Origin of the sequence: Pseudoclavibacter sp. AY1F1, assembly GCF_002931075.1 — a bacterium.
Taxonomy (GTDB): Bacteria; Actinomycetota; Actinomycetes; order Actinomycetales; family Microbacteriaceae; genus Pseudoclavibacter.
In genome coordinates, this window is the sequence record NZ_PSTQ01000001.1 from 716,666 (window position 1) to 736,541 (window position 19,876).

Annotated in this window: 11 protein-coding genes, 4 tRNA genes and 1 pseudogene; 9 read left to right on the forward strand and 7 right to left on the reverse strand. The window is 62.9% G+C overall.

Going from position 1 to position 19,876, the window contains the following annotated elements:
• Window positions 1–197 precede the first annotated feature (197 nt).
• Window positions 198–1,163 (forward strand): hypothetical protein, encoded by a 966-nt coding sequence (locus C5B85_RS03330; protein ID WP_146077828.1) that lies wholly within the window; start codon window positions 198–200, stop codon window positions 1,161–1,163.
• Here C5B85_RS03330 and C5B85_RS19750 read toward each other — a convergent pair.
• The gene (locus C5B85_RS19750; RefSeq protein WP_104284609.1) at window positions 1,141–2,109 is read right to left on the reverse strand and encodes an AraC family transcriptional regulator; all 969 of its coding nucleotides are present in this window, start codon (window positions 2,107–2,109) and stop codon (window positions 1,141–1,143) included. The genes C5B85_RS03330 and C5B85_RS19750 overlap by 23 nt on opposite strands.
• A gap of 6,055 nt (window positions 2,110–8,164) precedes the next feature.
• Window positions 8,165–8,794, reverse strand: a complete 630-nt coding sequence (locus C5B85_RS03340; protein WP_146077829.1) for a hypothetical protein — start codon at window positions 8,792–8,794, stop codon at window positions 8,165–8,167.
• A gap of 575 nt (window positions 8,795–9,369) precedes the next feature.
• Here C5B85_RS03340 and C5B85_RS03345 point away from each other — a divergent pair.
• From C5B85_RS03345 to C5B85_RS03355, 3 genes and pseudogenes are all read left to right on the forward strand, one after another.
• On the forward strand, window positions 9,370–11,616 hold the full coding sequence (locus C5B85_RS03345; RefSeq protein WP_104284611.1) for a helix-turn-helix transcriptional regulator: 2,247 nt from the start codon (window positions 9,370–9,372) through the stop codon (window positions 11,614–11,616).
• A 399-nt stretch (window positions 11,617–12,015) separates the two neighbouring features.
• Window positions 12,016–12,954 (forward strand): AraC family transcriptional regulator, encoded by a 939-nt coding sequence (locus C5B85_RS03350; RefSeq protein ID WP_181064253.1) that lies wholly within the window; start codon window positions 12,016–12,018, stop codon window positions 12,952–12,954.
• 325 nt (window positions 12,955–13,279) lie between these two features.
• Window positions 13,280–14,073, forward strand: a pseudogene (locus tag C5B85_RS03355) (leucine zipper domain-containing protein).
• Between the two features lie 438 nt (window positions 14,074–14,511).
• On the opposite strand, the gene C5B85_RS03365 reads toward C5B85_RS03355, so the two are convergent.
• The 3 genes from C5B85_RS03365 to C5B85_RS03375 all read right to left on the reverse strand — a co-directional run bounded on the left by C5B85_RS03365 (window position 14,512) and on the right by C5B85_RS03375 (window position 15,963).
• Entirely contained in the window at window positions 14,512–14,730 is a 219-nt protein-coding gene (locus C5B85_RS03365; RefSeq protein ID WP_104284614.1) for a hypothetical protein, read from the reverse strand.
• 46 nt (window positions 14,731–14,776) lie between these two features.
• The gene (locus C5B85_RS19100; RefSeq protein WP_181064254.1) at window positions 14,777–14,950 is read right to left on the reverse strand and encodes a hypothetical protein; all 174 of its coding nucleotides are present in this window, start codon (window positions 14,948–14,950) and stop codon (window positions 14,777–14,779) included.
• Window positions 14,951–15,890: 940 nt separating this feature from the next.
• A tRNA-Val gene (locus tag C5B85_RS03375) sits at window positions 15,891–15,963 on the reverse strand.
• Window positions 15,964–16,281: 318 nt separating this feature from the next.
• On the opposite strand from C5B85_RS03375, the gene C5B85_RS03380 reads away from it, so the two are divergent.
• The 4 genes from C5B85_RS03380 to C5B85_RS03395 all read left to right on the forward strand — a co-directional run bounded on the left by C5B85_RS03380 (window position 16,282) and on the right by C5B85_RS03395 (window position 17,553).
• A tRNA-Gly gene (locus C5B85_RS03380) sits at window positions 16,282–16,353 on the forward strand.
• Window positions 16,354–16,417: 64 nt separating this feature from the next.
• A tRNA-Cys gene (locus C5B85_RS03385) sits at window positions 16,418–16,488 on the forward strand.
• A gap of 6 nt (window positions 16,489–16,494) precedes the next feature.
• Window positions 16,495–16,569, forward strand: a tRNA-Val gene (locus tag C5B85_RS03390).
• A gap of 78 nt (window positions 16,570–16,647) precedes the next feature.
• Window positions 16,648–17,553, forward strand: a complete 906-nt coding sequence (locus tag C5B85_RS03395) for a methyltransferase domain-containing protein (RefSeq protein WP_181064255.1) — start codon at window positions 16,648–16,650, stop codon at window positions 17,551–17,553.
• A 6-nt stretch (window positions 17,554–17,559) separates the two neighbouring features.
• On the opposite strand, the gene C5B85_RS03400 is transcribed toward C5B85_RS03395, so the two are convergent.
• On the reverse strand, window positions 17,560–18,150 hold the full coding sequence (locus tag C5B85_RS03400; RefSeq protein WP_219819325.1) for an SMI1/KNR4 family protein: 591 nt from the start codon (window positions 18,148–18,150) through the stop codon (window positions 17,560–17,562).
• 80 nt (window positions 18,151–18,230) lie between these two features.
• Here C5B85_RS03400 and C5B85_RS03405 point away from each other — a divergent pair, with 80 nt between their 5' ends.
• Window positions 18,231–19,163, forward strand: a complete 933-nt coding sequence (locus tag C5B85_RS03405; protein ID WP_146077831.1) for a hypothetical protein — start codon at window positions 18,231–18,233, stop codon at window positions 19,161–19,163.
• A 106-nt stretch (window positions 19,164–19,269) separates the two neighbouring features.
• Here C5B85_RS03405 and C5B85_RS03410 read toward each other — a convergent pair whose 3' ends face one another.
• On the reverse strand, window positions 19,270–19,743 hold the full coding sequence (locus tag C5B85_RS03410; protein WP_146077832.1) for a hypothetical protein: 474 nt from the start codon (window positions 19,741–19,743) through the stop codon (window positions 19,270–19,272).
• Window positions 19,744–19,876: the final 133 nt, after the last annotated feature.

Here is a 19,876-nt window from a genome sequence, read left to right on the forward strand (position 1 = left end):
GCACATGTATCGCCGAGCCAGGCTGCCAACCGTTCGAAAGGGCTTCAGTGTGAGCTTGGGCTGCTCCAAGCGAGCGTCCGACCTCCCTCGCGAGATGTGGCTGTGGCTGTGGCAGCGATACCGACATCGAAATCTCCCCGGAATGGTCCAGGCTCCGCCTGCCGAACCAGCCCGTGGGCACGAACAACCTCTCGGGCGTGTGCAGCATGCTGTCCAGCGTCGCGGACCTCATCTCTTTCAAGCAGCTCGAGCTCGAGCTCCCCGAGAAGGTCCAGCACGCGCACGTCTCGGAACCCAGCGACGAGATAGTCGACACCGACACCGTATTCGTCGACCGCGCCGGCGGTATCGGCAAGGGCACTGGCCGTCGCGACGACGACATGCGTGCGATCTACAAGCAGGCCCGCAATGCCGCACTCGACTCGGCAGTCGTCGGCATCCGCGGGGGAGCGGGTAAGACCGCCGCAGCGGCAGACTCGATCGCGAAGGCGAAAGCCAACAGCGTCCGGTTCAAGGGGAGCGAGCGTCCCGGCACCTTCCAGATCGTGCTCTGCGACCTCGGCACGCCAGGACACAGGTGCGCAGAGGTACGGTCGGCTGTGCCGGACGTTGCTGGAGTGGAGCGTGCTTGCCGCAGACGTGCGCTTCGTCCACGAGATCTCCGACGTCGGAAACTGAACTCGCCACCGGTGGTGCCGTTGCCGCGGCTCTACTCGCGGCGGACGATCGTGTCTGCAGACATGGTCATGGTGAGGTTCCTCGGGTTTCTTTGCTCGCACTGTGTGCGGCGGCGCTGGCTCAGTCGAAGCGTGTCGAGACGACCGAGCGCTCCCCAAACGTGGCCGGCGGTAGACGGGGATGCCGAGGCCCGGCATTGCGTTGCCGACACGAGTCGGCGCCTTCCCGATCGTGTGGGCACGGATTGCGAGGGCAGCGGTGATCGCGGCCGCAAGTTGCGCTTGACCGGGACGAGCGGTTGCACCAGCGCCGACGGCTTCTGCGACGCAGGTGTCGAGGAACTCGAGCTCGGTGTGGGGCTGGTGCTCCGCGGACTCGATGGATGGGCGAGCCTGGCGGTCGTGACAGAGCTCGCAGGAAGAGCAGCTGGCAAGGTCTCTTTATGTGGGCGCCGCCATCGGATCAAAGTCCCGGAGGCGGTGTGAGCGACTCCAGGGCCTGTGCTGAGAGTGCGCGCTGAAGGGATCGGGCGGATGAGAAACCCGATTGGTCCGCGATGAGCTCGAGCTCAAGTGTGTTCGCGTGTCCTCCGATGAGAAGCTCCTGAGCGATGTGCAATCGTTCCGACCGCAGAAGCCGTCCGGGGGTCGAGCCTGACGGTTTGAACAGTCGGTGGAGATGTGCGGTTGAGACGTCGAGGTCATGGGCCAGACGAGCCACGCTGTAGGCCCGATCGTGCGCCTTGCGCTTGATGCGCTCGATCGCAGCGGCTGCGCCTGCTGGCGGTTGTTTTCCGGAAGCTTGGCTGACTGCCGATTGCAGAACGGCTAGCGCGAGCTGTTGTAAGCCCGAGGCTGCAAGCCCGAATCCTGGAGATTCAAGAGGAGCATCAGCACTGAGGACCGCCATGACAGCACTCAGGAGAGTTTCCCGGTACACGGCGGCCCCTGAGAGCGGGCGGGCTTGGGTGCCTTGTGGCAGCCAGGGGTCGACACGTGAACTGGGTAGTCCCAAGAACAAGAGAGCCCCAGAGTCAGCGGCGTGAAGCTCAAACGGAGTAGCTACAGGATGCACAAACAAGCTTGGCGCTTCCAAGGCGTGAGTGGTGCCCTCGATGGAGAGGGAGCGTTTGCCCGTAAGGGGCAGAGAGACGTACGAGAGCTCTTGCTCGGTCCGGATCGGAACAATCTGGAGGCTCATGGGGGTGCTCCACACACGCCCTAGGACAAGGGAGGGAGTTGTGATGCGCTCGCAGACCACCCGGATCAATACCGATTGGTCGACGTGCGTGACATGCCAGCCCTGTTCGCGCATCCAGTCGACGGCAGCAGTTCCGTTCATGTCAATTCGGTCGCGAGGGTGCAAAGGTGCTCTTTCCGTCGAGTCGAAAGGACTCCCAGATTCGCGTTCGGGGGATCCGCAGAGTGGCATGTGCGTCAGGTGGCAACTTTGCGTGGGCGGTGAAACTTGGACGGCGATCGGTGGGTGTCCGACTTCACGAACTACAGCACAGATTCACTAATTTGTCTCACGAAGGTACCAGAATCTCTCCTGTCCAGTCGCGGCGGACTGCCGACGATCATGCTGAATCCGATACCGCAAGCTTGGAAACTTCCCGTGGTGCCTGATTCCCGACACACTCATGCCCCCGACAACCGCGTAGACGAAAGAAGCCCCGTGAACGACAGCACCCCCGACTCCAAAGTCAACCGAAGGTCACTCGTGCAGGGGGCCGCTTGGAGCATCCCCGTCCTCGCCGCTGCCGCTGCTGTGCCCGGAGCCGCCGCTAGCCCGTGCAGTACCCCTGGATCTGCGACACAGACCGCACGCGGGACTTACACGGTGATCGTGCCCGGATGCGCAACGACCATTACGTTCTCGATCGACGGAGGTGCCGGCGGAGGGTCCGGGACCGCGGGTGGTTCTGGTGCCCGCATCGCGGGCACGCTGTCACTTCCCTTCTCAACCACGGCGCGCACATTCACTGTGTACGTAGGAGGAGGCGGTCAACCTCGCGGAACCACGACGGCGTTTACAAGCACCGGTTACGGGGCTGGCGGCACTGGAGGATTCAGAGGAACTGCACGGGATGGTGGCGACGGCGGTGGCGGCAGCGCGATCTTGCTCGGCACCACAGCCATTGTCGTTGCCGGAGGTGGCGGTGGCGGCGCAAACGCGCAGTCGAATGGCACCGTCAACCCTGTTACATCTGGGATCGGCGGGTCCGCTGGCCCGACGCCGCAGAATGGCGGCGGAGGTACGACGGGTACCACGACCACGCAAGGTGGGTTCGCGGCGAATGGAGCAGCAGCTGGTCCAGGCGGTGGCGTTCAGGGTGCGAATTACAGTGCAGGTGCTGCGGGCACCGCAGCGCCCGGTGGAACGGGTGGCGCCGGCGGATCGATCCCGAACAGCGGCGTCAATGGCGGTGGCGGTGGCGGTGGCTACGCCGGCGGTGGCGGTGGAGGGGCCCGAATGGTGTCGGCGCCGAACGGCGCAGGCGCTGGGGGCGGTGCAGGTTCGAACTACGTGGGCGGCGGGGCGAGCATCACAGTCGCTTCTACGACTGTAAGCGCCGGGAACGGCGGGGGCTCGACCGGCGGCAGCGGACGTTTCTCGATGAGCTGGTAGGTCATGCCCACGCAGCGTTGAAACCGACCGCGTCGTAGGCGAAACGTTGATCGATTTCATTCGAAACTTTGGAGCGCCCCTTTCCGGAGGGGCGCTCCTCGCCGAAGTTGCTGGGACATTGTTCGCACCTCGTCGGTATCTCGTTCATACACCGGGCTCGCTGCCTCAGCGAGGCGATCTGGAGCCACGATCCACGGGCGAGCACGCCTCGCGGTGCGACACCAAGATCCTGAAGAGTCCCTATCCCCTTCGACATTCGCAGCAGTGAGAGACCTGACTTCGGGCGCACGAGGACCAGATCAGCGCACGAGACACGCACCAACTCAGCCTTCATCGCTCTCGCACGACGTCACTTCCGCGTCCTTCACGCCATGTTCCGAGAAGCGCTATCTACAAGCCACTCGTATTTGCCGCCTGACGAAGGTGGAGTTAACCTCCGGTCGTGCACAGCGATTGAAGCAGGCAGTGAGGCCCGCTGGACTGGGTGTCCTGAAGAGTTCCAGGAAAAAGTACACGCCGGAGTGCCGGATCGATGCCGCGAGGTTGGTGACCGCGACGGGTCGTCCGGTCGCGCATATGGCTGCCAAGCTGGGCGTCGGCGGCGCATGGAAATCGAATTCTTGGGAGATGCAGCAGCCTACTTCGCGTCGAAGCCACCACGCAGGAACGGTTCGAGCTTACTGACGCGGTGAAGGCAAACGACGGAATCGGTCAAATGGCCCGGCTCTTGAACGTTTGGAGAACGCAGTGTTGCGCCTGGCGGTCCCGCCCGGCAGCGCCCGCAGCGCAGCAACAAGCAGCCCTGGATTGCCTTGGTCAGGACACGCACCACTCCTCAGGAGGCCTGTATGGGCCGCCGTGAGTCCGCGGAACTCGCCGCTCACGGCGTTCAGCCGACGTGAGAGTGGTCGCGATATCAATGCCCCTGCACGGGCTCTAGCACGTCGCGCACGTTCCGCCTCGTGAGCACGATTCCGGGTATTCTCACGCACGCCATCCCGGACCTTGTCGAGGGCCGCTGGGACCAGGGAGCGCTCAACCCGGTTTGGATCTCGGACATCACCAACACATCCGACTCAGCCCACGACGCCTGCGAGCAGCTCGGGCTGCGCCGCTCCGCGGGCGGGCCAGACCAGGATTTGGTGGGACAACGTGACGGCAGAGTCGTTTCGGTCAACCCTCAAGACCGAGTTCTACGACCGCCGTTCGTGGCCCACTCGAGCCGAAGCGAAGCTCGCCGTCGCCGCCAGGATCGCGACGTTCCAACAACCACCCACCACGCCACTCAGCGCTCAACTACGCGAGCCCTGTCGATTACGAACGAGGCCTCGCCGCCACAGGCCACGACCACAAGCAGCTCACGCTCGCTGCCCAACTAACTGTTCACGACCTGGGGAGAATCCCAGATCGCCTGACTTCATCCATCGATCCACGCCAACCAAACAAAACGCACGCTTCGTGCCATCGGTGACGTTCCGCACCTCCCAGTACTGACCAGGATTGGCGGGCAATCCATTTCTTCAAGTATGCATCGTCCATCACCGAACGGACTGGCCTCGTGTCGGTACTAAGCGCGGCGGATGGCCAGGACTCCGCGAGCTGCAGACGTTCGATTGCAAATCTCTTGAGTCTCAACATCTCTGGACACACAACGCCGCGCGATCGATACCAAAGTCGAATGGTTCCTCTTAGATGAACGGAGCGACGACTGTCCCACGTGCCTGTTGCCCGAAGCCGACCAAAGCCCGAAGGGACTCAAGAGCTGGCAACATCAGGAGGTCCTGCACGAGGACACGACCGACGAGCCCCTGATCCGTAATCTCTGCGCCGAGCTCGCGCAGTGTTCAACGCGCGAACTCGACGAATTCAATTGGCCACAGGCCGCTATGGTCGAGCTTTCGCGCGTTTTTCGCACTGCGGGGGAAAGGGCAAACAGTGCACGTTGCCAGCGATCACAAGGCGCCCCCACCCTCCGGAAAGCATATACGAGGGAGTGCGGATCAGCGAATAGCCAAGGAGAAACCGCATCCACCAGCACGGATACTGCCTGGACGTGTCCCCCCAGGCGGCACCCCAACGGATTGTTCCCGATGTCGAACCGAAAAGTACCCTTTGCTTGGCCATTTGCTCTCTACCTGACAGTTTCACGAATGAATAGTTCACAACCAGGAGGCCGTCATGACGCAGAATTTCGGGAACAAAGACAAACCAACTCGTAGGACGATCGTTCAAGGAGCGGCATGGACACTCCCCGTGCTTGTTACTGCCGTGGGCGCGCCATTAGCAGCAGCGTCGTGCGGTGATCCTGGCGAGTTCACCCTGACGGCGGGCGCCCCCGGTACTGCGGGAGCTTCCAGCACTTGGATCGTCCCTCCGTGCGTCACGCAGATCACGGTCACGATGGTGGGCGGTGGCGGTGGCAACGGAAGACGAATCCCGACCGAGCCTTCCTTCTCCAATGGCTTTGGAGCCGCGGGAGCCCGGGTAACCTCGACCATCACCGTCACACCAGGACAGATCTTCAATCTCATAGCTGGAACGGGCGGCCGGTCGGGACCATCGGCGGGGGACGCGGCCGCTGCTGGCGGAAAAGGCTACGGGAACGGGGGCGACTCACAGGATCCGACTGGTCCCTCGGCCAACTCCACCACGGGCGGGGCCGGTGGTGCCGGAACCGCGCTGTTCCTCGGAACTACACTCCTTGTCGTTGCTGGTGGTGGTGGTGGTGGTGGTTCCTTCGACGGCAACGGCCAGTCAAGCGTCGTCACTGTGAATGGTGGAAACGGTGGAACCGGTGCAAGTCCTGGCACCGCCATTGCGGGTAGCTCCCGATCTGCCATCGATTCCAACTTCGCGACGCAGTTGGGTGGGGCGTCAGCCACCGGCGCTTCAGGGGGCGCGGCTGGCCTGATCGGCACGGGAAATGCCGCAAACGTCAATCGCGCGTTCGGGGCCAACGGTGGCGGCAACGGAACCGGGCAAGCAGGCGGAGGCAATGGCGGCACCGGTGCCTCGATCTACGGGGCTCAAGGCGCTCCGAATGGTAGTTCTTCAGGCGGTGGCGGCGGCGGGTACGCAGGCGGTGGCGGCGGTAGCGCTGTGCGCGTCTGGGCTACAACCCCTGGCATAGGTGGTTCGTCGAGCGGAAGTGGTGGGGGCGCAGGCAGCAACTTCGTAGCGGTCGCCCCCATCATCGTTGCCAGTACCCCAGGGGTCGCCGGGAATGGTGGCAGCGTCGCTCCTTCCAGCAGTGGAGGCCCTGGCTCGATTGTCATCACCTGGGGTTAGCTGAAGGAAGAGGCCGGCCTGGGCATGCCCCGGCCGGTTTCCTTTGGCTGCACCAGCAGCACTGTTCGTCGAATTTTGCCCATCGAAGTAGATTGTCGGCGTGACTGTGTTCCCTGGAACAACGACTGTCTGGCAGTCTCGTATTTTCGCGTGAACGATTCCGGCCTACTGCGCGGGCCCGAAAAGGCTACCTCTTCCGGATTGCGCGCTTCCGACCGATCTCCAGTTCCGACTCGGGAGCCCCTGGGGTCCGGAGCACGGGGGACTAACAGACGTCGCCCATTGCTGCCTAGTGCACGTAACATCAGGATCGGTCCTCAGCCATCATTTCGTTGGTGAGAACTGAGAGCGCGCGTGGAGCGCGGGCGCTCCACGGGAGTGAATATCTTCCGCCAACCTTCGGTCCAGTTTTCGAGACGTGGCGTATTCGCGGAACACGCCTCGACCCTTAGACCCGCACACACGTGACGACGGAAGTCGTGCGTCGGCCGAATAGATGTCGAGGATGACTAGCGCGCTCCACTGTCTCTGGCGGGGAACCAGCCCGCACAGTGTCACAAGTGAGATGTCTGTCGACGAGAACCTGTTGTCGGTCAGCAGCGAGGAGCGGACGTCCGTGACAGTGCTTCGACGCTGAATCGTGCGTGCGGTTTACGCACCCCAGCATGCGTGCGTGAAGCCGGCGCCTACGTTCTGGCTCATCACTCCACGGGGCTCTCCAAGACGCCGCCCATACACAACTATATTGCCGACAAGGTTTAAACGAAGCAAGGGATCCCGGTCCGTCTTTCCCCAGAAACAAGACGGACCGGGATTGAATGACGACGGACTTCCGTCATCCTTCACGTTTCGGGTCGTTCCCCAACGGAACCCGAAACGAGTCAAGTGGTCTCACTCCACGAGATCCAGCGTGGTTCACCCAACCGGCGGCCCGAAGGAAGACACGGGTACGACGGGCTGCGGTGCTGTTTCTGCCTCGCCGCTCGATCTCCAAGCACGAACAACCGCCAGTGAGGACGTGCTGCTGGTATTCTCCGATTCCTGCAGAGGAGGGCCTGACCCGGGTGCCTGCGGGGGGCAGACGCCCGGGTCAGGTCGAGTGTCGACAAGGAGTCCCAGTTCCCTGCCGACGGCTAATAATCCGACGCACTGCCCCAACCTTGGGGAGCGAATCAGCATGAAGATGAATATACGCAACGGACCTCCGACAGCTGTCCGCGGCCTTTTCGGGAAATTGCGACGCTAACGAAGCGTGCTTGGTCCGCATTGCGAAAGATCCATTGACGTTTACAGCCACATTCGTCGAAATAGTGGAAGAAGGGGGAGCCGGGTTCTCGCATGTCCCCAACATGCGACAACCCGGACGAAGAAGGCACTGCTGCGCCGTTGCCCCCGGTTGTGCGTTATGCCCCGCTCGGAATTCGATTGCCCTCTATAGACGGGGTGGAGAGGCTATCGTGCTTCAAGCGATGGATTCCCCCTTGTGCGTGCGCCGAGGAGCAATAGGAGGCAAATCGATCCATAGTTGACCCAGCGAAGGTGCGGGCAAATCCCGGACGTCCAGTACCTAGCAGACGGTGACGTCGAACTTGATCTGCGAGATCGAGATGAACTGCCACCCCTGGGTACCGCCGACCTGCGTGTAGTTCATCGTCGAACCCGACGGGAACGAAGCGAAGGAGAAGGTATCGGCGAAGTCCAGCGTTCCCGGGGTCGCCTCGTCCGCAGTAGCGCGGTGGTAGGGATCGGCGAGGGTACCGCTACCTGCACCCGGAAGGGCGGAACCACCGTTCGTGATCGACGTTGGCGGCGTGCTGAACCCGACCGCGTCGCGGTAACTCCCACGCCACCCAGTGAGGCCTGGGGCGGGGTTCAACACGTTGCCAGAAGAGATGTCGAAGACGGTGATCTCGAAATTGGTCGGGTTGAAAGTCGCTCCCGAGGGATCCTGGAACGTGAAAGTGAGCGTCTGAAGCGGTACGGCGCCGGACGCTGGAGCTGACGAACCCTTGACACGCTGGTTGAGGGTCAGCGCGCCGTTCTCGCCGAAGCCGCTGAACGGGAAGTCCTGGCTCCCATCATCAGCGTAGCCGCCGTTCCACCCGGAACCGCTGACTCCCATATTGAAATCAAACGGGCCGCCGTATTTTGCGTTTGCCTGGGACGTCTCCGTTCCGCTGTCAACAACCGTCGACACGAGGAGCTTGTACGATCCAGTGCCTCCTGCCGGCGTGAAACTGTACTGAGCGGGGTCGCCTTGGACTGCGACGGTTTGTGTCACCGTCTCGACACAACCCGAAGCCGCGGACAGGGGTGCACTTGTGGTAAGCGCTATAACGGGGACAGTCCAGGCTGCTCCCTGGACGATCGTTCTGCGCGTCAGTCCGCGATCAATATCTTCGGTCATGTGGATTCTCCTTCTGTGGATCCGATTGCTGGCATCACCTGCCGTTGCTCATCGTGTTGAGACTGAGAGGGCACCTCTTGCCTTCCCGGAGCGTTGTCTAGCCGCCTAGGAAGGCAAGAGGTCCCGCGTGGGGCCCTGCAAGGGCCGACTGCCAGAGTGGGTGTCGTAGCTCGCGTTCGGAGATCCCCCTCGACGTGGTCTCTCTGCCGAACATCACTATTGACTGGTTTTCGTCTCTCGCACAGCGATTCTTCAGAACCTCACCCGACATCTACACCTCCACCACCTCGGCATCTCTCACTAGAGCGTGCACACTTCATGGAGAGGTCAGATTCAGCCTCGGATCTCGATGCAGAGGAGTTGAAGTGCCGGAAGAGACACCTCACAACGATCACTCGCTGACGCCCAGAGAGATTGCCGCGAAGCTGATTGAAATCGGAATGCCTGAGGGCGAGTCCAGAGTTCGAAGCCAACAGCTTTTCCGGGCCACCCTGGGGCACCGGGGGGTCATCGACGCCTTCTGTTGTCGTCAAGACGCGCTGGCGGCGAGTCCCAGACAGCTTCAAACAGTCAATGATTTCGTTCTCGAATGGTGGCGGCACAGTGACGAGATTTCGCGACTCGTGGACGCCTTCTCCACCTCACTCGAAGTGGACCACGCCGACGGCTTCCACTCACTGACCGTGCTACTCGCGGCACCGATCCTGACTGCAGATCTTTGCGAGCAGCTCATTCGGACAAGTTTGCTGCCCGACCGGAGCCCAGACCAAGTTATGAGCGCGGCCGTCGGTCTGGGACTTGTAATTGACGACGCAGCCGGGAGACGACTGTCAAGCCCCGCCTTGCACCGGATGGCCACAGGAGTCTCCAAAGCAGTTCTGGGCGAAGACGCCGACCGGCTATGGACAGTGCTCGCGGATTTCAGCGAGCGTGCGGGCGACTTCGACGCTGCTTTTGAGTTCAGGTGTGCTGCGGGTGATTTCGTTTGGCTCGAGAGCCGCCTCGAGGCGGACCCGAGTCTGTGCGTCAGTTCCGCTGCAACGATGGCGGCGCAGAGCCTATACAGCCGAGACCTGAGCGCCGTTCGGAGATCCCCGCTCTTGCTGGCGCTGCTTGCTTGCGAGAGTCTGGAGGGGGCCGTGACTGCGTCTCACGCGTTGCGGCGACTCCAGAGCTTGCGCGAGCAACACCACGCCCCACTTCCGACCTCGAATAGCGCGCAGCTCGCTGCCGTCGTCCTGCTGGATTCACTGCTCGGCCCAGGAGCGGATTCAGGTGAAGCGTTGCAAGAGCGCCGCAACAGACTACTCGCCGCGTTGCGCTCCGAAAGCATCCGATCTGACAAGCAAGCGACATTTGCTGCCCTATCCGTTGCTCACAGCGCACTCCTCGACAGCGACTTCGCCCTCGCCTTCAACACCGCGGAGCTGGGGCGCGTCCGCTCGCTCAAGGCGCAGATTGGCTCGAGCAGCACACTCAGGCGGGCGCTCACCGCGACTTCAGCGTACGCCGCAATGAGGCTCGGTGAAGTCTACCGAGCAACCCAGATCCTCGAGCTCGGCATCGACGAAGGACATGCTGTGTCCGCGGTCGATTACTGGGGCAACTTCTCTCGCCTGACCACTGCACTCATCGCCACGGAGCGCAACGTCGCGGAGGAAGCCCTCGAGACCATCGACCTCGTGGCGCCGTCGCTCAGCAATTCACCTGCCTGGCCACACCTCGTGCATGCGCGAATCCGTATCGCCCGGAGGTTCACGGCACTCGTCCCGGATCAAATACTCGCGGCTACTGAGCTCATCAACTCCGGATGGCAGTACCAGTCTGTACTCGAAAGCCAGTGGCAGGTGACTGAGCCGATGGACGACGAGACCTCTCACGACTATTCCTACCGTCAGCTCATGCAGCCGGGGGTTCTCCCGCCGAAGACTGCAGCCCAGTTCACGCTCGACGTCACAACCTCGATGCTCATCGCTCGCTTCCTTAAGTACGCCCACCGGGCGGTGGTGCGCAACAAGACGCGACACCAGAACGCACGCGAGCTCGCGCGTGGCTGGCACGCACTGCACACCAGTAAGAACGAGACCGCGCTGAGATGCGCGAGCCAAGTCGACCGAGAGTCATTGGTGTCCCCGTATCACCGAGTCGAAGCATTCGCGCTCGAAGCGGCTGGCTATTGGGAGGTCGGAGATCAACTCAGAGCACTCGTTGCCTTTCGAGGAGCACTCGGACTTATCAAAACCTCAGGACCGCACGCAACCGCATTCGCGCTCGTTCCACACGAAACGCTGGTCGCTCTGCGAGCCTCGTTCGTCCAAGCCCCCGACACCAGCGAATCTCTCGCCGTGACCTTCGATGGGCTCGAAATTGCTGGCCTGGAAAACTTCTGGCGCAAGACGGTGCGGTTGACGCGCCGCGAGCAGGAGACGCTGACGCTCGCGGCAGCTGGACACAGCACACAGGAAATCGGCGACCGGATGTTCATCAGTTACAACACCGCCAAGAGACACCTCTCCACCATCTACCAGAAACTTGGCGTTACGTCGCGCAGGGACGCCATTAACATCGGTCTCGAATACGGGTTCATCGCCCACGATGAGGTGAACGATTGAAGCCGTGATGCGAGAAGTCATGGCCATCTGACGCTCAGCAGTCCGTTCCTCATTCGCCGGCGTGACAGGCAATCGTCCGGAGTCTCCAACGATTCAGGCTTCCGTACAAGAGTGCGGCAGCACATTTCTGCTCAACAGGTCACGATAAGAGTGACATCTCGTAAGGCTTCTCCGACAGCAAGCTTGATACATCACGCTCGGGTGAAAGCGAGTTCCCACCCAATTACACGCCCCACGACTGGCTCGAACCAGCGAACAGGATACTTCCTTCGCTCGGAGGAAGGTACAGGGTTCATTCCTGTCTGTCTGGGGCGACCGTAGACCGATACTGCAGCTCCCACAACGAACACGCGACCTGACCATGAGGCACAGATGCTTACACGTGACCGAAGAGATCTGGTGGGCACCGCCGCCCTTAACTGGATGAAGACGCAAGGCTGGCACACCACCTACGCAGATCCGACCCAGGAGATACGCGTAGTTAGCGAACGCCTGTGCACAGGAACGTTCGCGATGGGGAGAATCTGGCACACGCCCATGACAGTGGAAGTACAGCCACGGCCCGTCGACGATGGACACGCACTCATTACGCTGCCGCTTACCGGGTCACGCCGAATCACGCTGAACGACAGGGAGCACAAGCTCGAAGCTCCGGACATACTCGTGCATCCCGGGCAGACCACTTTCGAGCTGCATACCGATAGTCCCGGAGCCCATGCCTTCTTCGAGGTCCCGAAAATTCTCTTGCAGCCTTGGCTTTCGCAGGCATGGGACGTGCGCCCCATTGTGGGCGCGCCCGGCTACCGAGACACGATCGTGAGCGCTTCCATGGCAGCTCTCAACAGCACCTTCACCGCGGATTCGGCCGCCTCTGCCAGTTGGGCGGCAGGTATGCAACATCTCGGACTGGCAATGGTGCAAAGTTCGCTTGACATGTCCCCGGCCCAATATCAGCCCGACCTCGTCGGCAAGGCGCGCAGCCTCATCAGAGCGAAAGCACACGATCCGAACTACAGCATCGCTAAGCTCGCTGCTGACCTCAACATTTCGACGACGCATCTCCACCGCATCATGAAGTCTGGCGGCAGATCTGCAGGACAACTCCTAAGGTCGCAACGAATTTCACTAGCACGCGGCCTACTTCGCGAAGCGGACCCCAGCGCCGCGGAGTACCAAAGAGTCGCAGAAGTCGTTGGGTTCACCTCCGCGCGCGTGCTCAGGCGATCGCTCGCACGAGAAGACTTAGACGCGAGATTACCTTCGGACTTCCTGACACCCTCAGAGTCTTATACACAGAGCCATTCGCCTCAATCTAACCGGACGAATAATGATAATTGAGTCCGTCAAATATAACAAAGCTATGATGAGTCTGCGGGTCGCTGCTTCAGCCCGCCGCTACGCCCCTCACCGACCCTTTTTACGACCCCAGGCCCACGACATCTCGTCGGGTAGAGAAGGGCGAGGTATCGAGGCAATCGCTGTGCGATGGTGGCAACGGTTTGCGCCCAAAGCTACTCGGTCTGCGATCTTTGCTGAGATTCCCGATACGACTCAGGGACCAGGTGGACTCCGCCGTGACGTCGGTGACACGTCGGATCTATTCACGTGACGAGGTCTCCTGGCTTAGCGGAGATGCCTGGTCCCGCCATCCCCAGGAGGCCCTATGTCCTTCGCCAATGCCCGTCTCATGGTTCACGGTCGGCGGTTGCTGGTCGAACGAATCCTCTTCGACCGTCGCCCATCGTCTCATGTCGCGCGCGAGCTCGGGTGTCGAGGCACTGCGCGCATCGCTGGGTCGCTGGTTTCCGAGCGGAGGGCCTGCTGGGTCTGGTCGATCAATCGAGCCGCCCACACCGATCACCCTCGAAGACTCCGGTCGAAGCGCGCGCTGGTAGCGCGAGAGCGGCTGCGGTTGGGCCCGGCCCGGGTCGCGCGTACTGAAGCCTCACGGGGCTGCGCCGCTGGCGTCGTTGGGCCCGGTGACCGGGGCCTCGATCCGCGCGCATCGATCCACCACGAAACGCTACGAGCACTCCGATCCCCGGTGCTTGATCCACATCGAAGTGGAGAAACTCGGGCGAATCGCGGAAGGCTGGTGCGCGCACGGCGGTTTGCTCTCGAACCACCGCTCACGCCTCGACCGGGCGCTAGTCGCGTTCGGCTGCGTGTACGCCGCGGTCGCTGACCAATCCCGGCCGGCCCACGCGGAGATCTACCCGGACGAGCAAGGCGCCACAGCCGCCGGGTTCCTCACCCGGGCGGCGCCCTACTTCGCCGACCACGGAAAGTCGAACGCTTTATCCGTACCCTCGCGAACGAATGGGCGTATCGCCAACCATTCGTGAGCACCACGGCCAGACACGATGCTCTTGCGTCTGGAACGAGGGCTGCAACACTGGACGCTTCCACTCAGACAACGGACTCACGCCCGCCGTCCGAGTGTCACCAACCACATGACTCAGTACATCTAGGGCGTGGAAGTACCGGCCGAGCGCGTGCGGACGAGACGCCTCAAGCTCACTCAGCGCAACCGGCGAACCGAGGGTCAGGAGTGCTGGGCTCAAGATGTGATTCTGATGCGTCACGTCGGCGAGAGAGTGGAAGACCTTCGCGACACGCTGTGCGGGCACGCCCGGCACCTGCTGGAGGACGCGGTCGGCGGGGTGCGCGATCGAGACGCACGCACCCATCCGTGGTGGGCTGCGGGCGAATGCGGACCGCAACGTACCTCGGCTGCGACGCTGGTAGGAGAGCCGGAGCAGGGGGAGCGGAGGAGCTTTGACCCGTAGCCTCGCTCGGCCGGGTGTCGCTCCGGGTCATGAGCGGTCCAACGCTGCGAGCACCGCCTGGATGCTGTCGCTAACGCTCCGACCAGTCGCCTGGCACGCGCCGAGGTCATCCATCGCCCGGTGGCCAGCCACGGGCAGAGCCCGGTCGATATCGCGGCCCGAGTCCGCCGATGAAGGGTTCGACGCTGCGCGGTGCGACGTTGAGCGAGATCACGTCGTCGACGGGGGCGGCAACCTCGAGGAGGAGGCCGGACTCATCGTCGAAACCGGTGGTCTCCGCATCAGTACAGGCGAGGAGGGAAGGGTGCGGGTTGTGAGTGCTCATGCCCGTCTAGGCGGGACGTCTTCCTTCGACTGCTCACCCAGCAGAGCTACCCCTTCGCGAGGAGTTCGTGCCCGGCGGCCGAGAGCTGGACGCGAGCACGCGGCTCTACCGGCGTGACGACGTCGCTGTGGACACGCTCGACTGACGCACGGTGCGCGGTGACTCGCTCGAGTGCAATTTGGTCACTGGCGCCGCCGAGGTGGTGACTGTAGATGTTCATGGTCCTGTGGCGTTGCTGTGCCCGAGCCAGCTGGAGACTGTTGCGACATCGATCCCCGCTGACAGCCGGTGGGGTGTGGCGGAGATCGTGGATACGGAAGCCGATGCCGAGTGCCTTCCGGTCGAGGAAGCGTTAGATATTGGTGCCGTTGAGTCGCCCGGCGACACAGCATGTGGAGAGCAGAGCGTCGGATGTCTTGCTGCTGATGTGACGCTCGATCATGTCTCGTAACCTGGGTGATCGAGGTACTCGACCCGTCTGACAGCTTTTCGTGGACTTCGGCTCGTAGCCATCTGAGTCGCTCAGGACACTGTGATGTATGGCTTGGGGATTGCTCGTCGCGCGAAACTCGGAGGTCCGCCAGGCCACCCAGTGCAGGCCCGTCTCGAGGAAGAAATCGGGGATTTCCGCCCACGGTCCACGCGTCTTTGCGGCACTAGCCAACACGGACGCGCTCTGCTCGTACGTCATGGCCCTGATCGGTTCCTGGTATGTCGTGACGGCGGTGGGCACTGACGTTTTCGAGATCGGATCGGCACCGACGAGTTCCTGCGAGATCGCCCAGGTGAACGCCGATTTGACTGTGGTTGCCCACCGAACGACGCTGGAACGGTGGTAGCCAGCAGCGAGGAGCTCGTCGTGCAGCTGGGCGATGATGGGGCGGTGGTGCGGCCGATCGGCAGTTTGGCCAACTGCTCTGGGATGAGGTCTCCGTCACGAAACGGATCGCGTCGAGCAACTGTAGGTTCATGACGCCATCCTCGGCCTCGACGAAAGCGGCGGCGAAGCGACACCGTTCCGTTGCGAACCGTTGCCTGTGCTTGCCGATCCCACCACAAGCTCCGGCCACGGTGCCTTCACCCGCATTCGGGGCCATCTGGGCAACAAAAACCCCCGGACCTGAAAGAGCAAATGCCTTCCCGACCGGGGGTTCGCGCGGTGGGTGATGCGGGACTCGAACCCACGACCTCTTCCGTGTGAAGGAAGCGCGCTACCAACTGCGCCAATCACCCGCGACGAAAAGTAATCATGCCATAGATCCAGGCGCTCCATGAGCACCGCTGTATGCGAGACGCGGTCGTGTCGGTCAGTCGAGGTGCCGAACTCGACTGCCCGGGATCCGGAAGCCAAACGCGGGCGGGGTGAGCGCGTCTGCGTCGGTCCGGTAGGCCGAGATGCGGGGATGGGCTTGAGTGCCCCTCGGCGACTTGCCGCCCCGACCAGGACTTTCGTCGAATTACACCGGTGGATTTTGTATCGCGGCCCGAGTTCCTATAGAGTCATTCTCGCGCTGGTCAAGCCGGAACGGAAGTTCCCGAGACAAGCGCAATGCGGATGTGGCGCAGTGGTAGCGCATCACCTTGCCAAGGTGAGGGTCGCGAGTTCGAATCTCGTCATCCGCTCGAGTGTGACTCAGTCTGGTGGTAAACACCAAACAGAGTTTGCACGGGTTTCAACCCACAACACGGTGACGTGGCCGAGAGGCGAGGCAGCGGCCTGCAAAGCCGTCCACACGGGTTCGAATCCCGTCGTCACCTCGCAATGGGCGATTGGCGCAGCGGTAGCGCGCTTCCCTGACACGGAAGAGGTCACTGGTTCGATCCCAGTATCGCCCACCATTGAGAAGAAGGCCCCTGAAATTTCAGGGGCCTTCTTTGTATCCCCACCAGGTGTCGGAACAATCGAAGGGCCTCGTCATGAAGTCAGTGGCCGACACGTCAATCTCTCCCGCGGCTAGGTCTTCGCGCCGTGGGCTTGAGGAGCGCTACTTCCAGCGAATGGCGGCGGCAGTCGAGGAGAAGACCCAGCTCACCGACTGGGTGCGCGGCGGACGCATCCTCGACATCGGGGCTGGCGGGGGAGAGCTGGCTGCAAGAATTGCGGAGCTTCCCGACGTCAAGGATGTCATCGCGCTCGACGACTCCGACGATGCCGTCGCTCATCTCAACGAGATCGACGGCATCACGGTTCGGTCTGGGACCGCGGACCAGCTCGCCGAGCTCGGCCTGCACGATCTGGACGGCATCGTAATGAGCTCGGTCTTGCACGAGATCGCCTCCTACAACCCGCGCGGCCCCGAGAACGGCCGAGAAGCGGCGCTGGCGAACCTGGCCGTCATCGGGGGAGCGCTTGCCCCTGGTGGCGTGTTGATCATCCGAGACTTCGTCACGCCGGCCGATGCAGACCGAACGCTGACCCTCATCTCACCTGGAGAGGCCGGGGACGCGCTGATCGGCGCGTACCTGGAGCAAGTCCCGGTGCCGGAGCTGGCGGCCCTAACCGCGAGCGGGCCTCACAGCTTCACAGGGTCAGCCCGGGCCGTCTCGGAGGCCCTGCTGACGGTCAACTGGGGCCTTGAGTCGCTCCCGAGGGAGGCACAAGAGCAGTACTGCCAGTTCGAGCTCGACGAGCTGGTCCAGGAAGTTCTGGGCCTGGGCCTGGGGTTGTCTGTTGTGCACCGGGAGGCGTGGGTCCAGCCCGGGTACCGGCAGCACCTCTCGGGATGGACCGTGCTCGAAGCGGACGGCACGCCCTGGTTCCCGGACACGAAGGCGATCTGGGTCTTCGAGAAGGCTGCGGCGAACGCTCCCGGCAGCGACTGAAACACCTCAGGTCGTGAGGTCTCGTCCGAGGCGGAGCACTCCGAGCTCCTCGTCAACCGTGAAATCCCCGTCCTCGAGGCAGCGAGCCAGTCTCGTCAAGAGTGCCCCGTAGGATGCGGCGATCGGAGTCGGCGTCGGCCCGTCGATCGGCAGCCAGATGACCTGCCCGCGTTCGCCCGCCGATAGCGGATCAAGGTCGATGGCGTGACCCGTCCCATCCGAATCGGTGAATCGGAGCCAGCCGCGGCTGTTCGGGATCGTTCGCACTCGATCCGGAGTCATCCAGGAGTACTCATCTGAGTCCAGATCGTCGCCGAGCGCTTCGCCCCGCACTCGGTGGTCGTCGAGCATCGCCTCGGCGCTCAGAAAGGTCAGATAGTCGAAGAGATCAAGAAGCCGGGTTGGGTTGTCCTGCCCGTCGTGGATGCGCAGACTTGCCACCAGCTCGTCAGGCAACTCACCCACGGCTCTAGTGAGCTCAGCCAACGCAGCATCGTCGACGCCCGGACGGAGCGTATCGGCGACCGCGGGGACACTCTCGCGCAGGACACGCTCGATCGTTTTCCAGGCCTCTGCGATGTGCGGCATCTCGACCATGTACCCCATCCTTTCGTGACTTCCAGACTCCCCTCACTCGAGGAGCCGCTTTGTCGGCTGTCGCCAGTATGGTGCAGGGCATGACGCAACACGAGAGCATCTCAGAACGGCTCGAGGCAGCCGCGACTGCATCCGACAGCTCTGTAACACGCACGGCGCTTGCGAGGGCGGCCAAGAAGTTCGCCTCGTACGCGCGTGCCCCAGGAAACCGCAAAGATGCGGACAGGGTGGCGGGTGTACTGACACCCGAAGTTGTCGCCGTGGTGGGCGACGCGCTAGTACAGACTCGCACCACCGAGATCGGTGGACTCGCCGCTGGGGCGTTCTCACCCGAGTTCCGCGAGTCCGACTACGCGCTGGCAGCCCTGCTCATTGCTTCTGGGGACTCCGAGCTGTCGAATTCGGCAGAGGAGCCAATCTCGCGGCTGGCGGCGCTTGTGGAGCAGATGGACCCGAACCAGGCTGAGCACGTGCAGTTCGTGGCCGGCTTGTACCCGGAACTCGCTTGCTCCACAGCACTGCGCACGGCTGCACGTGCCCGCCTGGGTCTGGAGCCCGAGACGCTCGCGGCCAGCTGGGCCTCCGGACTCGGTCTCAACCTTCCTGCCGAGTACTGGGCAGTCAACCTCGCGATCCCTAGCGAGCTCGCTGAGGGGCGAGCGGATGCGGGCGTCTACGTCGACATCGAGCATCGGCCGGGGACCCCCAGCCGCTGGTCTCTCCGCCTGGGTGCCATCAATCGAGATGTCCTCGGGGCAGACCGCTGGCGGCCGCCGAAGAGCAGCCCTCTTGCAGCCTACGACCGGGGGCACGGCGTCGCCGGTGAGGTGCCCCCTGCAGGCAGTCCGAACGATCTTCCGCGCATATTGCGGGACCTAGAAGCTGCGCATCCCGGGCTCTCCTTCGAGCGGGAGGCGCTCAAGGCGAGTGGCTCTCCGGGGCGGCTCCTGTCACCGACGAAGAAGAAGCTCATCATCGCGTGGCTCTCGTCGACGTCCGAGGTCGACTCGTAGCTCGCCGGCACGCTCGCACCGCGAGCGGGGAGCCTCGAAAAGACGCGTGCTCCGATGGCGCAGCCTGTGCTGCGCCATCGGAGCGCCCCGGACGCTCGCCCTGAGGTCAGCTGGTGCAGAGGGTGTTGAGCTCGTTGCCAGACGTCTGCATGTCGGTGGTTGCCGTGCTCAGCTCGCCAGCGACCGACGTGTCCTGATCAATGAGGACCTTCTGCATGAGGTCCCGCACGGTCACGAAGTCCTCGTGGACTGCCGTCGTCGCGGTCTTTACCTCTTCGTTCGACACTGACTCGGCGGCATCGCCGATCCCATCAACGGTCTCACTGAAGGCGTCGATAGTGGTCTGAGGGTCGGACGTGGTCGCAGTAATGTCGATCTCCGACAGTGCCGTCGAAGCCTCCTGCAGCTTCGTCTGCACAACGGCGCATGCGTCCGCCACTGACTGGTCACTCGCTGGCGCCTCAGCGGCCGAGCCGGAGTCTGCGGTGCTTCCCGAGTCCGCGGAGGGCGATCCCGAGCAGGCACTGAGGCCGAGCATGGCTGCGGCCGCGATGGTCAATACTGCAATACGACGGTTCATGTGGGGTCCTTTCGACAGCCATTAACCGAGCCCTCTGCCCGTCCGGCTTGTGCCAGCCTAGGAGCCCGGCAGGGCGGGACTGGGCTCCGGGTCAGGGGACTTCTCCCCATCCGCGCGTCGTTGGGGGCTTCCC